At 66.7% G+C, this 13447-nt stretch carries 12 protein-coding genes; 6 read left to right on the plus strand and 6 right to left on the minus strand.

The features are described 5' to 3' along the window. Positions 1–10 precede the first annotated feature (10 nt). The 4 genes from guaD to xdhA are packed head-to-tail and all read right to left on the minus strand — an operon-like array spanning position 11 to position 6052. Entirely contained in the window at positions 11–1327 is a 1317-nt protein-coding gene (guaD, locus tag A5892_RS11470; protein WP_064122916.1) for a guanine deaminase, read from the minus strand. Next, positions 1324–2196 carry a xanthine dehydrogenase accessory protein XdhC gene (xdhC, locus tag A5892_RS11475; RefSeq protein WP_064122917.1) on the minus strand — a complete coding sequence of 291 codons (873 nt, stop codon included), beginning with the start codon at positions 2194–2196 and terminating at the stop codon, positions 1324–1326. Before xdhC ends, guaD begins: the two co-directional genes overlap by 4 nt. Beyond that, a complete protein-coding gene (gene xdhB, locus A5892_RS11480; protein ID WP_064122918.1) occupies positions 2193–4649 on the minus strand; it encodes a xanthine dehydrogenase molybdopterin binding subunit in 2457 nt (818 codons plus the stop codon). Before xdhB ends, xdhC begins: the two co-directional genes overlap by 4 nt. Then, complete coding sequence (gene xdhA, locus A5892_RS11485) at positions 4649–6052, minus strand: xanthine dehydrogenase small subunit (RefSeq protein ID WP_064122919.1); 1404 nt, start codon at positions 6050–6052, stop codon at positions 4649–4651. The genes xdhB and xdhA overlap by 1 nt, the downstream gene beginning before the upstream one ends. A gap of 302 nt (positions 6053–6354) precedes the next feature. Between xdhA and A5892_RS11490 the strand changes: the two genes are divergently transcribed. The 6 genes from A5892_RS11490 to A5892_RS11515 all read left to right on the plus strand — a co-directional run bounded on the left by A5892_RS11490 (position 6355) and on the right by A5892_RS11515 (position 11531). Beyond that, positions 6355–7218: a MurR/RpiR family transcriptional regulator gene (locus A5892_RS11490; RefSeq protein ID WP_064122920.1), complete on the plus strand. Its 864-nt coding sequence runs from the start codon at positions 6355–6357 to the stop codon at positions 7216–7218. A 209-nt stretch (positions 7219–7427) separates the two neighbouring features. After that, positions 7428–8258, plus strand: a complete 831-nt coding sequence (locus A5892_RS11495; protein ID WP_064124462.1) for a transporter substrate-binding domain-containing protein — start codon at positions 7428–7430, stop codon at positions 8256–8258. A gap of 65 nt (positions 8259–8323) precedes the next feature. Continuing rightward, on the plus strand, positions 8324–8992 hold the full coding sequence (locus A5892_RS11500) for an amino acid ABC transporter permease (RefSeq protein WP_064122921.1): 669 nt from the start codon (positions 8324–8326) through the stop codon (positions 8990–8992). Continuing rightward, positions 8989–9645, plus strand: coding sequence for an amino acid ABC transporter permease (locus A5892_RS11505; protein WP_190295601.1), 657 nt, complete (start codon positions 8989–8991; stop codon positions 9643–9645). Before A5892_RS11500 ends, A5892_RS11505 begins: the two co-directional genes overlap by 4 nt. Then, a complete protein-coding gene (locus A5892_RS11510; protein ID WP_027349263.1) occupies positions 9626–10354 on the plus strand; it encodes an amino acid ABC transporter ATP-binding protein in 729 nt (242 codons plus the stop codon). The genes A5892_RS11505 and A5892_RS11510 overlap by 20 nt, the downstream gene beginning before the upstream one ends. 37 nt (positions 10355–10391) lie before the next feature. Next, a complete protein-coding gene (locus A5892_RS11515; protein ID WP_064122922.1) occupies positions 10392–11531 on the plus strand; it encodes an amidase in 1140 nt (379 codons plus the stop codon). A 192-nt stretch (positions 11532–11723) separates the two neighbouring features. On the opposite strand, the gene puuE is transcribed toward A5892_RS11515, so the two are convergent. Both puuE and A5892_RS11525 read right to left on the minus strand, forming a co-directional pair. Then, a complete protein-coding gene (gene puuE / locus A5892_RS11520; protein WP_064122923.1) occupies positions 11724–12662 on the minus strand; it encodes an allantoinase PuuE in 939 nt (312 codons plus the stop codon). A 27-nt stretch (positions 12663–12689) separates the two neighbouring features. Further along, positions 12690–13424, minus strand: a complete 735-nt coding sequence (locus tag A5892_RS11525) for an aspartate/glutamate racemase family protein (RefSeq protein ID WP_064122924.1) — start codon at positions 13422–13424, stop codon at positions 12690–12692. Between the last annotated feature and the right edge of the window lie 23 nt (positions 13425–13447).

Raw genomic sequence — 13447 nt, forward strand, 5'->3', positions numbered from 1 at the left:
CCCTGGCGGGTCAATCAGCGCGTCGGTAGCGCGGCTCGCCCATCACGTAAGTGCAGGCGACGCAGCGGTCGTCGCCGAGCATCATCAGGTCGAACAGCAGTTCGTCGAGACGTGACTCGCGGCTCTCTCGCTTGCGCGCCATCAGCGGTGTGCCGGCGGTGTCGAGTATCACCACATCGGCCTCGTTGCCGGGTGCGAAGCTGCCCACATGCCGCTCGATACCCAGCGTGCGGGCGTTGCCGAGGGTGAGGCGGTAGAACGCCTGCCACACCGGCAGCGGGTAGCCGTTGAGCTGGCAGACCTTGTAGGCATCCTGGAGCGTCTGCAGTTGGGAGAGGCTGGTACCGGCACCGATGTCGGTGGCAAGGGCCAGGTTGACGCCCTGGGCGCGCGCCGCGCGCCAGTCGAACAGGCCGCTGCCGAGGAACAAATTGGAGCTGGGGCAGACGGTGATCGCCGCGTCGGCTTCGCGCAGGCGGCGGCGCACGCTGTCATCGATGTGGATGGCGTGGCCGAAGAAGCAGCGGCTCCTCAGCAGTCCGGCGCGAGCGTAGACGTCCAGATAGTCGTCGGCCTCGGGGTAGAGGCTTGCGACCCATTCGATCTCGGCGCGGTTCTCGCTCAGGTGGGTCTGCATCGCAATGCCGGGGAAGTCATCGAGGAAGCGCCCGGCGGCGGCCAGCTGTTCGGGGCTCGAAGTCGGCGCGAAGCGCGGCGAGAGTACGTATTCGAGACGGCCGTTGTCGTGCCAGCGCTCGAGCAGCCGGCGTGAGTCGGCGATGCCCTTGACCGGATCGTCGCGCAGCGCCTCGGGGGCGTTGCGGTCCATCAGCACCTTGCCGGTCATCAGCCGCATGTCGTAGCGCTTGGCGGCGGTGAACAGCGCCTCGACCGAGTTCTCGTGGCTGGTGGCGAAGACCATCGCGCAGGTGGTGCCGTGGCGCAGCTGTTCGTCGATGAACGCCTCGGCGATCCGGTCGGCATAGTCACGATCGCGAAAGCGCGACTCTTCGGGGAAGGTGTAGTTGTTCAACCAGTCGAGCAGCTGTCGGCCATAGGAGGCGATGATTCCGAGCTGGGCGAAATGCAGATGGGCGTCGATGAAGCCCGGCATGATCAGCCGTTGGGGATAGTGCTCCAGCACGGTGTCGGCGTGCAGGGTCGGCAACAGCGTCTCGGCATCATCGAGTGCCGCTATCCGCCCGTTCTCGATCACCAGCAGGCCGTCGGCGAAATAGCCGAGGCTGCCCTCGCGCGGCCGGTCTTCGTCGCCCGGGTCGTCGAGAAAGTGGAGGATGGGGCCGCGAAGCGCACGCCGCATGGTCATCGGTCTGTATCCTGATCTGTTGGTGGGGGGCTGGCCTCGAGCAGCTCGAGCGAGGCGCCATCCAGGCCGCGCCGGGTTTGCATCGGGCGGGCGGGCGCCATCGCCAGCAGTTCCGCGGCGACCGCGAGGGCGATCTCGGCCGGGCGCTTGCGCCCGGCGCAGGCGGCGCCGATCGGGCAGCGTACTTGGTCGAGCCGCGCGTCGTCGAAGCCGCGAGTGGCCAGCCGATGGCGAAAGCGCGACCATTTGGTCTTCGACCCGATGAGGCCGATCGAAGCCAGGTCGTCGCGCGCCAGCAGCGCCTCGATCAGCCGCTCGTCCTCGAGGTGATCGTGGGTCATCACCAGGCAGTGGCTGCCGGGCACGAGCCGTGCCGCTGCCTCGGTGTCGAAGCTCTGGTGCACCCGGGTGCGCGGGCCATGATCGAGACTCGCCGCCTCGCGTGCCGCACGGCGGGAGTCGAACCAATCCAGCCGCCACGGCAGCTCGCGGACCAGGCGTTCCAGCGCGATACCGACATGACCGGCCCCGAACAGTGCCAAGCGCAGCTCGGCGCCTGGATAGCACTCGAGCAGCGCGGCCAGATGCCCCCCGCAGCATTGCTGGGCGCGAGCGCCGAGGGCGAATCGTTCGAGCCGGATGTCCGGTTGGCCCCGAGCGAGCAGCGCGCGGGCGCTTTCGATCAGCTGCTGCTCGAAGCGCCCGCCGCCGAGGGTATCGTAGTGACGCTCCAGGGCCACCACCATCTTGGCCCCGGGTTCACGAGGAGTGGAGCCCGCGCAGGCGACCAGCGAGACCAGTACGTGCGGCTCGCCGTCGCGCTGCAGCTGCGCCAGCGCGTCGCTCCAGCCGAGCGGCGTATCGCTCACGTCTGCACCTGCGCGGCGACGCGCGGCGTCTTCGCCATATCGATCTCGCGCATCGCCTGACAAGCGAACAGCACCCGCTCCGGGGTCGCCGGGGTGTCGAGGCGGGGATTGAGCCGATAGTCACCGATGCTCGAGATCGCATCGCGCAGTGCCGCCCAGGCCGAGATCGCGAGCATGAATGGCGGCTCGCCCACCGCCTTGGAGCGATAGATCGTCACCTCCGAGTTGGGATGTCCCTCGAGCAGCGCGACGCGGAAATCGATCGGCGCATCATCGAACGCGGGAATCTTGTAGGTCGAAGGGTTGACGGTGGTCAGCTGCCCCTCGGCGTTCCACTTGAGCTCCTCGCTGGTCAGCCAGCCGAGACCCTGGATGTAGCCGCCTTCCACCTGCCCGAGGTCGATCGCAGGATTGAGCGACTCACCGACGTCGTGGAGGATGTCGGCGCGCACCACCCGGTACTCACCGCTGAGGCTATCGATCTCGACCTCGCTCACCGCGGCGCCGTAGGCGAAGTAGTAGAACGGCCGGCCGCGCGCGGCGCGCTTGTCGTAGCCGATCTTGGGGGTGGAGTAATGCCCCTCGGCGAACAGCGCCACCCTCGCCATGTAGGCCTGCTGGACCAGTGCCGCCCAATCGAGTCGGAAGGATTCCCCTTCGAGCGTGGTCGCGCGCAGCTCACCGTCGGCCAGCGCGAGTGAGTCGGGCGCGAGCGCATGCCGCTCGGCGGCGAACGCGTAGAGGCGAGATCGCAGGGTCAGCGCCGCCTCGCGCGCCGCCATCGCGTTCAGGTCGGCGCCGGAGGAGGCAGCGGTCGGCGAGGTGTTGGGCACTTTGTCGGTACGCGTCGCACTGATTCGCACCAGTTCGAGGGGAAGGCCGAGTTCTCGCGCCACCACCTGGCATACCTTGGTATGCAGCCCCTGTCCCATCTCGGTGCCGCCGTGGTTGGCCAGGACGCTGCCGTCGGTATAGATGCGCACCAGGGCGCCCGCCTGGTTGAGGTGGGCGGCGGTGAACGAGATGCCGAACTTGACCGGGGTCAGCGCCAGCCCACGTTTTACCACCGGGCTGGCCGCGTTGTACTGGCGGATCTGCTGCCGGCGCGTGCGGTAGTCGCTGTCGCGCTCCAGCTGCTCGACCAGCGACTGGATCAGGTGCTGCTCGATGCGCTGGCCGTAGTGGGTCTCGTCCCGGCCCGGCGCGTAGAGATTGCGCTTGCGCACGTCTAGGGGGTCGAGGCCGAGGCGGCGCGCGATGTCGTCCAGCGCGTTCTCGATCGGCATCATCCCCTGGGGGCCGCCGAAGCCGCGAAAGGCGGTGTTGGAGGCGGTGTGGGTCATCGCCCGGTGGCCGGTCACCCTGGCGCTGCCGAGATAGTAGGCGTTGTCGGCGTGAAACATCGCGCGGTCGACCACACCTTCGGAAAGATCCGGTGAGTGGCCGCAGTCGCCGATCAGCTCGATCTCCGCGCCGTGGATCAGGCCGTCGTCGTCGAAGCCGATCCGGTAGCGGTTATGGAATGGATGGCGCTTGCCGGTAAAGCGCATGTCGGTTTCGCGCGGCATGCGGAACTTGACCGCGCGCCCGGTTCGCCAGGCCGCCAGCGCGGCCAGCGCGCCGAGCGCGGCCGCCTGGCTCTCCTTGCCACCGAAGCCGCCGCCCATGCGGCGCACCTCGGCGACGATCCGATGCAGCGGCAGCCCCAACACCTCGGCGACCAGTTTCTGCACTTCGCTCGGATGCTGGCTCGAGGTGAGGATTCGCAGGCCGTCGTCGTCCCACGGCTCGGCGAGGGCGATCTGCCCCTCGAGATAGAAATGCTCCTGGCCACCGATGAACTGCTCGCCCTCGACGTGGTGGGGCGCGGCCTCGAGCGCTTGGCGCCAATCCCCTTCGGGGCCTGCGTGGCGCTGCTCCGAGGTGCCGTTGTCGTCGGCCAGCACGCCGGTGCGGTCGAGCGGCGCGGGAGTGGCCCGGCACTGGACGTGCTCAGGCAGCACGGTGAGCCCCTGGCGAACCGCCTCGACCGGGTCGAGGGAGGGGATGCGATCGACGTACTCGACCGAGGCCAGGGCGACAGCCTGGCGCGCCGCGCGCAGGCTGGTGGCGACCACCGCGAACAGCGCCTGACCGGCATAGCGCACCTCACCCTCGGCGAGCAGCGGGTCGCCGGGGTAGACCGCGCCGACTTCGTTGTGGCCGGGAATGTCCGCCGCGGTGAGTACCTCGACCACCCCCGGGGCACGGCGAACCGCATCCAGCGCAAGGCGCCCGAGCCCGGCGCTGGCGCGGCTGGAGAGGCCGATGGCGAGGTGCAGGAGGCCGCTCGGCTCGGTGAGGTCATCGATGTAGGAGGCTCGCCCGGTGACGTGCCCGACGGCGCTGTCGTGGGCCGGAGAGGCATTGTCGCTGCCCGCCCGGCGAGCGGGTAGACCTATGAGGCTGCGCATCAGTGGATCTCCGTGGCGACATGGGGCTCGGCGAGCTGCAGACGAAGCCGTTCGAGCAGATTGCCCGCCGCGGTGAGACGGTAGTCGCTGCTGGCACGGGCGTCGCTCAGCGGGGTGAACTCGCGTGCGATTGCCGCGCGCGCGGCGGCGACGGCGGCCTCGTCGAGCGGGTGGTCTTCAAGCTCGGCTTCGGTTTCGAGCGCCCGTTTGGGCGTGGCCGCCATGCCGCCGAAGGCGACCCGGACACCGCGCAGATGGCCATCGTCGAGCCGCAGGCGTATCGCCATCAGCACCGCCGAGATATCGTCGTCGCGGCGCTTGGAGAGCTTCCATACCTTGAGCTGTTCGCCATCGCTCAGGCGTGGCAGCCAGATTGCCTGAATGTACTCGCCAGGGGCGAGGGCGGTGCGGCGATAGTCGAGGAAGAAGTCGCTCAGCGCCATCTCCCGTACGCCATTGTCGCCGCTGATCCTCAGCCGCGCGTCGAGGGCGAGCAGCACCGGCGGGGTATCGCCGATCGGCGAGGCATTGGCGACGTTGCCGGCGAGGGTGCCGCGATTGCGTACCTGCTGCGAGCCGAGCCGGTCGAGCAGCCGCGCGAAGGCGGGATAGTGGCGCTCCAGCAGCGGTGCGAGCCGGGTGTAGGTGACGCCGGCGCCGACCCACCAGCCGTCATCGTGCTGCTCGATCGTCTGCAGCGCATCGATCCGGGTGAGGTCGATGACTTGGGGAAAGTCAGCTAGCCGAATCGTCGACTCGAGCATCAGGTCGGTGCCGCCGGCGACCAGCCGCGCATCGGGGTGGCGCTTCAGTAGCGCATCGAGCTCCGCCAGGGTGGCCGGGCGATGAAAGGCGCGCGCATCGTTGCTCGCATCACTGGTGAAGGGTTGGACTTGATCGATCCAGTCGGGAACCACACCGGCGGTCTCGCGCATTGCCAGCGCCGCCGCCCGGATCGGCCGATAGCCTGTACAGCGGCAGAGGTTGCCGCCAAGCGCCACGGCGAGGCGGTGGTCGTCCAGCGGCTCGGGATCGTGGTAGAGAGTGAATAGCGACATGATGAAGCCAGGCGTGCAGAAACCGCACTGGCTGCCATGATGATCGACCATCGCGCGCTGGACTGGATGGAGCGCCTCGCCCTTGGCCAGGCCCTCGACGGTGACCACATCGAGTCCCTCGAGCTGCCAGGCCGGCAGGATGCAGGCGTTGACCGACTCGAAGCGGGCGTCCGGGCCCCGGCCGGGATCGCGCAACGCGACGGTGCAGGCGCCGCAGTCGCCCGAGGCGCAGCCTTCCTTGGTACCGCAACGCTTGAGCGTTTCACGCAGCAGCACCAGAGCGGATTCATGGGGTGCCACTTCGGCGATTTCTACGATTTCGCCGTTGAGTCTGAACTGGAGCATTGCGCTGTCTCCGGTACTAGCCTTCGTCGGAGCGGGGATCGGCTCCGGCGAGAGCGGTGAAGCCTTTTATCATGCTCCCGCGCTATCGCGGGCAGCGCGAGCGGAGCGCTTGATTGTTCGATCAGGCACTGCAACGCTCGTTTCAACGGCCGGGATTCTCAAATTCCTATAAAGTGTTCTCCCGCGCAAGCGGCTTCTCCCCGCCTTGCGGCGCACTGAAGGCGCAAGGCGGCGTCAGTGCTTGGCTGTCCGTCAAATTACAAATTTCAGCGCAGCGTGCGCTCAATTCAGGAACGGTTGGAATGAACATTCATATCGGGCAGCGGATCGACCGCCACTATGCCGATCTCTCGCCCCAGGAGCAGCGGGTGGCCGACTTCATTCTCGATCATTTCGACGATTTCGCCGTCTACAACGCCGCCGAGCTGGCGCGGCTCACCGGGGTCTCCAAGGCAACTGTAAGCCGCCTGTTCAAGCGCCTCGGCTTCGACAGCTTCCGTGAGGTCAAGGATCACGCAAGAGAGCTGCGCAGTCTCGGCGTGCCGCTGGCGAGCAGTAGCGGCGAGGGGGGCGCGCCGCAAGGGTTCGTCTCCCACTTCGAACGCGAGCAGAACAACCTGCGGCGCTGTCTCGACCATCTCTCCGAGAGCCGCTTCGAAGCGGCGGTCTCGCTGCTTTGCGGAGCACGACGGATACTGGTGCTGGGATTTCGCAATAGCTATCCGATCGCGCTGCATTTTCGCCAGCAGATGATTCAGTGCCGGACCGACGTGCATCTCGCTCCGCAGCCAGGGCAGTCGCTCGGTGAGGAGCTGGCCGGCCTCGGCAGCGGGGACTTGGTCGTGCTGTTCGGATTTCGCCGGCGGCTGAAAGGCTTTTCCAGGCTGCTCGATACGCTCGCACATCGTCAAGTGCCGGTGCTGCTGGTCGGCGATGCCACCATGCGCCGCCATGCCGAGCAGGCCAACGTATGGCTCGAAGCGCCGCTCGACAGCGTCTCGGCCTTCGACAGCTACGCCGCGGCGATGAGCCTGGTCTGCGTGCTTGCGAATGGCGCGCTGCATCGACAGCTTCGCCTCGGCAGGATGCGTATCGCCGAGATCGGTGACTACTACGAGCAGCTCGATGAGCTCGAGGAGGGCGCTGGCTCATCGGTGCACCAGTAAGGGGCGAATGATCGATGGGTTGGCTGTCTTTTGGTGCGTTGTCCTCTTCAGCGCAGCGTGCTGCCGCGATGTGATCGCCGCAGGCGCGGGGTGTCGCGAAGGAGGTGGGATTGGCACGTCGATTGCTTAACGATCGTTGCAAGAATCAAAATTAATAAAACTATCGTTTCATGTTCGATCGCGCTGCTTCGCTCACTCTGGAGACCTTCATGACTCTCAACCTGCCTCAACGCTCGTCGCGCCTCGCCGTCATTCGCCGCTGGTGTGCATCCCTCACGTGCGCTCTGCTCGCTTTCGGCGCGGTTCAGGCCAGCGCCGCCGATCTCGCCACGATCGAGGAGCGCGGCGTTCTGCGTGTCGCGGTACCCCAGGACTATCCGCCCTTCGGCTCGATCGGCGCCGATCTCGAACCGCAAGGCTACGACATCGATACCGCCCGCTATCTCGCCGAGCAGATCGGGGTCGAACTGGAGCTGGTGCCGGTGACCAGCGCCAACCGGATTCCCTATCTCACCAGCGACCGCGCCGATTTGGTGATCTCTTCGCTCGGCAAGACCCCGGAGCGGGAGCAGGCCATCGACTTCTCCAGCGCCTACGCGCCGTTCTTCTATGGGGTGTTCTCCGCCACCGAGGAGCCGGAGATGAGCGGCCCGGAGGCGCTTGCGGGCAAGACCGTCGGTGCCACCCGTGGTGCGCTCGAGGAGATCAAGCTCACCGAGGTGGCGCCATCGAGCACCACGCTGCGCCGCTACGAGGATAACGCCACTACGCTTTCCGCCTTCACCTCTGGCCAGGTCGATTACGTCGCCACCGGCAGCCCCGTCGCGGCCGCGCTCGCGACCCGGGGCGGCGCGCGCACGCCGCATCTGGTGCTGACGCTTCAGGATTCGCCTTGCTACATCGGGATCAGCAAGGGCAACCAGGCGCTGAAGGAAAAAGTCGATAGCCTGATCGCCGCAGGGCTCGCCGACGGCACCTTCGATGCGATGTCCGAGCGTTGGTTCGGCATGCCGCTGCCCGAGAGCATGCGCAGCCTTTGACCCTTTCGAAATCGACCTCTCCATGCCGCTGGCCTGATGCCAGCGGTCACAGGGCCTAAATCAACATGCTCGATTTTCTCTCACTGCTGCCCTACTGGCAGGTGTTCGTCGAGGGCATCGTCACCACCTTGTGGGTGACCGTAATCGCGACCCTGCTCGGCCTTGCCATCGCGGTGCCGTTCGCCTGGCTTCGGCTCGAAGGACCGCGCGTCCTCTCGGTGCTGATCGGCACCTACGTCGAGCTGATCCGCAACACGCCTTTCATCGTCCAGCTGTTCTTCATCTACTTCGGGCTGCCGGCGCTCGATCTGCGCCTCTCGGCGACCAGCTGTGCGCTGATCGCGATGACGCTCAACCTCACCGCCTATGCCACCGAGATCATTCGCGCGGGGATTGGCGCGGTGCCCAAAGGGCAGAGGGAGGCGGCGCGAGTGCTCGGCATGTCGCCGCTGCAGTGCTATCGCCATGTCGTGCTGGTGCCGGCGTTGAGCCGGATTTACCCGGCGCTGACCAGCCAGTGCATCATCGTGATGCTCGGCTCGGCGGTGATCTCCCAGATCTCGGTGGAGGAGCTCACCTACGCCGCCAACTTCATCCAGTCTCGCAATTTCAGAAGCTTCGAGACCTACATCGTCGCGACGTTCTGCTACCTGGGGATCGCGATCGCGATGCGCCAGAGCTTCGAGTACATCGGTCGGCGCCTGTTCGGCTTTCTGCAAGGGGAACAGCGATGATCGATTTCACCCTATGGGACATTCTTGGTCACCTGCTGAGGGCGATGCGCTGGACGCTGGCGCTGTCGATCATCGCCTTCGTCGGCGGCGGCCTGGTCGGCGCGCTGCTCACCTGGTGGCGGACATCCCAGATCAAGGCGTTGCAGCTGCTGGTTCGCGGCTACGTCGAGCTGTTCCAGGGCACGCCGCTACTGATGCAGCTTTTCCTCATCTTCTTCGGGCTCTCTGCACTGGGGATCAACCTTTCCGCCTGGACCGCGGCAACCATTGCGCTGACCTTGTTCACCAGCGCCTTCGTCTGCGATATCTGGCGCGGCTCGATCGAGGCGATTCCCGCCGGACAGTGGCAGGCGGCTCGGGTGCTGGGCATGAGCCGGCTCCAGACCCTACGCCATGTAGTGCTGGGGCAGGCGGTGAGAATTGCGATCGCCCCCACGGTCGGTTTTTCGGTCCAGGTGATCAAAGGCACTGCGCTGGCCTCGGTGATCGGCTTCACCGAACTGACCCGCACCGCGACGATGCTCAACAACGCAGCTTTCATGCCGTTCACCATCTTCGGTCTGCTGGCGCTTTGCTATTTCTGCCTTTGCTACCCTCTATCCCGCTATGCCCGCTATCTGGAGAAACGCCTCGATGTCCATGGTTCGCGTTGACGCACTCTACAAGTCCTTCGGCGCCAATCAGGTGCTCAAAGGCATCGACCTTCGCATCCAGGAGGGCGAGGTGGTATCCATCATCGGCCGTAGCGGCTCGGGAAAAAGCACGCTGCTGCGCTGCCTCAACCAGCTCGAGCTGCACGACAGCGGCAGTATCGAGATCAATGGCAAGCGCCTGGATGGCGAGGCGATGAGCGCCCGCCAGCTGAGCGAACATGTCGGCATGATCTTCCAGAGCTTCAATCTGTTTCCTCACCGCCGGGTCGGCGAGAACGTGATGCTGGCGCCGATGGTGGTGAGGGGTGAATCGCGCGAGGCGGTAGAGCCCCGTGCGCGGGCGCTGCTCGAGTCGGTTGGCCTGGGGGAGAAGTTTGACGCCTGGCCGGGGCAGCTCTCCGGTGGACAGCAGCAGCGGGTAGCGATCGCCCGCGCCCTGGCGATGGCGCCGAAGGTGCTGCTTTGCGATGAGATCACCTCCGCCCTCGACCCCGAACTGGTGGGCGAGGTGCTCCGGGTGCTCGAGAAGCTCGCCGTCGATGGCATGACCCTGGTACTGGTCACCCACGAGATGCGCTTCGCCCGCGAGGTGGGCAGCCGGGTGGTGTTCATGCATCAGGGCAAGATCCATGAGCAGGGCGATGCCAAGCGAGTGCTGGACGACCCGCAAACGCCGGAGCTCAAGCAGTTTCTCGCCTCGACGCGCTGAGCGCGCGAGCCGTTTCCAGTGATGAAGGCAAGTGAAGATGACTGACGAAAGCGCGGTATGGGTCACCGATGGTCCCAGGATCGAGGGCGCGAGCGAAGGACCACTGCGCGGCCAGCGCCTGGCGGTCAAGGACCTGTTCGAGATCGAGGGGTACGTCACCGGTGCGGGAAACCCTGACTGGCGCGCCAGCCATGCGGCGGCGACGCACACCGCAAGTGCAGTGGGCAAGCTGCTCGACGCCGGTGCCGAGATGGTCGGCAAGACCCAGACCGACGAGCTCGCCTACAGTCTCAACGGTGCCAACGTTCACTACGGCACGCCGGTCAACCCGGCCGCGCCCGACCGGCTGCCCGGTGGGTCGAGCTCGGGGTCGGCGGTCGCGGTGGCGGCGGGCGAGGCCGATATTGGCTTGGGTACCGATACCGGCGGTTCGATCCGGGTGCCATCGAGCTACTGCGGGCTGTACGGGCTGCGCCCCAGCTGGGGGGCGATCGAAAGCGACGGCCTGGTCGCGCTCGCGCCGCGCTTCGACACGGTCGGCTTCATGTGTCGGCAAGCGGAGCTGCTCGCCCGGGTCGGTGACGTGCTGCTGCCGTCGCAGCCGCTGCGAAAGTTCTCCGCCGTCCGGGTACTCGTGCCACAGGGGGTGGATTTCGATGCCGCCCGGGTGTCCGCGCAGTTCGAGCGACTCGGCCTCGCCCTGGATGCAAGGCCGCTCGATGCCGATACCATGGGCCGGGCCAGCGAGGCGTTCAGGGTACTGCAGGGCCGCGAGATCTGGCGCACCCACGGTGAGTGGATCACCCGGACCCAGCCGCGCTTCGCCGATGACATCCAGGCGCGCATCGAGTGGTGTGCGGGTCTCGACGCCGGCGCTGAAAGCGAAGCACAGCGGGCCGCGGCCCGAATCGTCGAGCGGCTGCGCGAATGGAGCGAAGACGGTGAGCGCGCGCTCTGCCTGCCCAGTACCCCCGGTGCATCGCCGCTGCTGGACCTGGCCGGCGTCGAACTCGCGCGCTATCGCGAGCGGCTGATGGGAATGACCGCGCTGGGCGGGCTGTGGGGGGCCGCGGTGCTCGCTTTGCCATGGCTCGAGGATCAGGGGGCGCCTTGGGGCGTATCGTTGATCGCCGCGCCGGGTGGGGACCGCAGCCTGCTCGCTCTGCTCGAGCATTGAGCCTTCCAACACCTGCGCGCTGCGAGCGGGGCGGGTGCTGGACGGCAGTCATTGTCGGTAATATACCGTTATCTTGGTACCTGGATGAGGCGTTAGGATACTGCGAGCCGATCCGTGCGGCGTCTTGATCGAGGCGGTGAAAAAAGCGCGCCCAGGGCCGGGCATTCGCTCGGCCTTCGGCGTTAGTCTGTCTCAGCGCTCGGGTTGATAGGGGTGATGTTCGATCCAGTGGCGGGCGATGTCGATCCTGCGGGTGACCCAGACCCGGTCATGGGCTTCGATATGATCGAGGAAACGCTGCAGTGCGCGAAAGCGCCCGGGACGACCGACCAGTCGGGCGTGCAGGCCGATCGACATCATTTTCGGTGCGGTTTCGCCTTCGGCATAGAGCACGTCGAAGGTGTCGCGCAGATAGGCGAAGAACTGATCACCGCTGTTGAAGCCGCCGGGGCTTGAGAAGCGCATGTCGTTGGCGTCGAGGGTGTAGGGCACGATCAGGTGCGCCTGGCGCGCGCCGTCGCTGGTCTCCACCTCGGTCCACAGTGGCAGGTCGTCGCCGTAGTAGTCGCTGTCGTAGAGGAAGCCGCCGTGCTCGACCACCAGGCGCCGGGTATTGGGGCTGTCTCGCCCGGTGTACCAGCCGAGCGGTGCCGAGCCTGTGAGGCGGGTGATGATCTCGACTGCGCGCTCGAGGTGCTCGCGCTCGAGATTTACCGAGGCATCCTGATAGTGCAGCCAGCGCCAGCCGTGGCTTGCGATCTCGTGATCGCGCTCGATCAGCGCCTGGGTGATCTCCGGGCAGCGCTCCAGTGCCATGGCGACGCCGAAGGCGGTGAGCGGCAGGCCGCGGCGTTCGAATTCATCGAGAATGCGCCAGACGCCGGCACGGGAGCCGTATTCGTAGATCGACTCCATGCTCATGTGGCGATCGGGAAAGGCCTGGGCGCCGACGATCTCGGACAGGAACACTTCACTCTGGCGATCGCCATGCAGCACGCAGTTCTCGCTGCCTTCCTCGACGTTGAGCACGAACTGTACCGCGATGCGGGCACCATTCGGCCATTTCGGATCGGGCGGATTGCCTGCGTAGCCGCGCAGGTCGCGGGGATAGGTCGTCGTCTGCTGGACCATGGATGGATTTCCTCGGGCAGGGTGGGATCAGCGGCGGGCGAGGGCGGCGAAGGCACCCTGGATCGGTTTGGCCGGCGGCGCGGTACGGTCGAAACGCTTGGCCGGGCGCAATCCTAGATGAGCAAGTCCCTCGAGCAGCTGGACCCCCGCGGCGACGCCGTCGATCACCGGCACTCGCAGCTCGGCACTGATCCAGTCGGTGAGATCGGCCATGCCGGCGCAGCCCAGCACCAGGGTGTCGATGCCGTCCTCGTCCAGCGCCCGGCGACACTCATCGAGCAGTCGGCCGCGGCTTCCATCGTCGGTGTCTTCCAGGCTGGCGACCGGGATCTCGCAGGCGCGCAGTCGGGAACAGGCGCGCTCCAGGCCGCTTTCGCGCACGACCCGTTCGATGATCGGTAGCGTTCGGCCAAGCGTGGTCACCACCGAGAAGCGGGTGCCCAGGGCGGCTGCGGTGCGCATCGCCGCCTCGGCGATGCCGAACACGGGCACGTCGGCGAGCTCGCGCGCGGCGAGAACGCCCGGGTCGCCGAAGCAGGCGACCAGGATACCGTCGCTGCCACCTTCGCGCTGGATCAGGTCGACCTGCTCGAGCAGCCCGGGCACGGCGAGCGCTTCATCGAAGTGGCTCTCGAGCGAGGCTGGGCCGTGACGCGAGGTGAGGGTGACGATCTGCGCCTGGCGACTGGCGCGCTCGGCCGCGATGGCGATCTTCTCGCTCATCGCGGTGCTGGTGTTGGGGTTGATGACGTGCAGTCTCATCGCGTGATTCTCGGTTCGTGTAG

Source organism: Halotalea alkalilenta, assembly GCF_001648175.1.
GTDB lineage: Bacteria > Pseudomonadota > Gammaproteobacteria > Pseudomonadales > Halomonadaceae > Halotalea > Halotalea alkalilenta_A.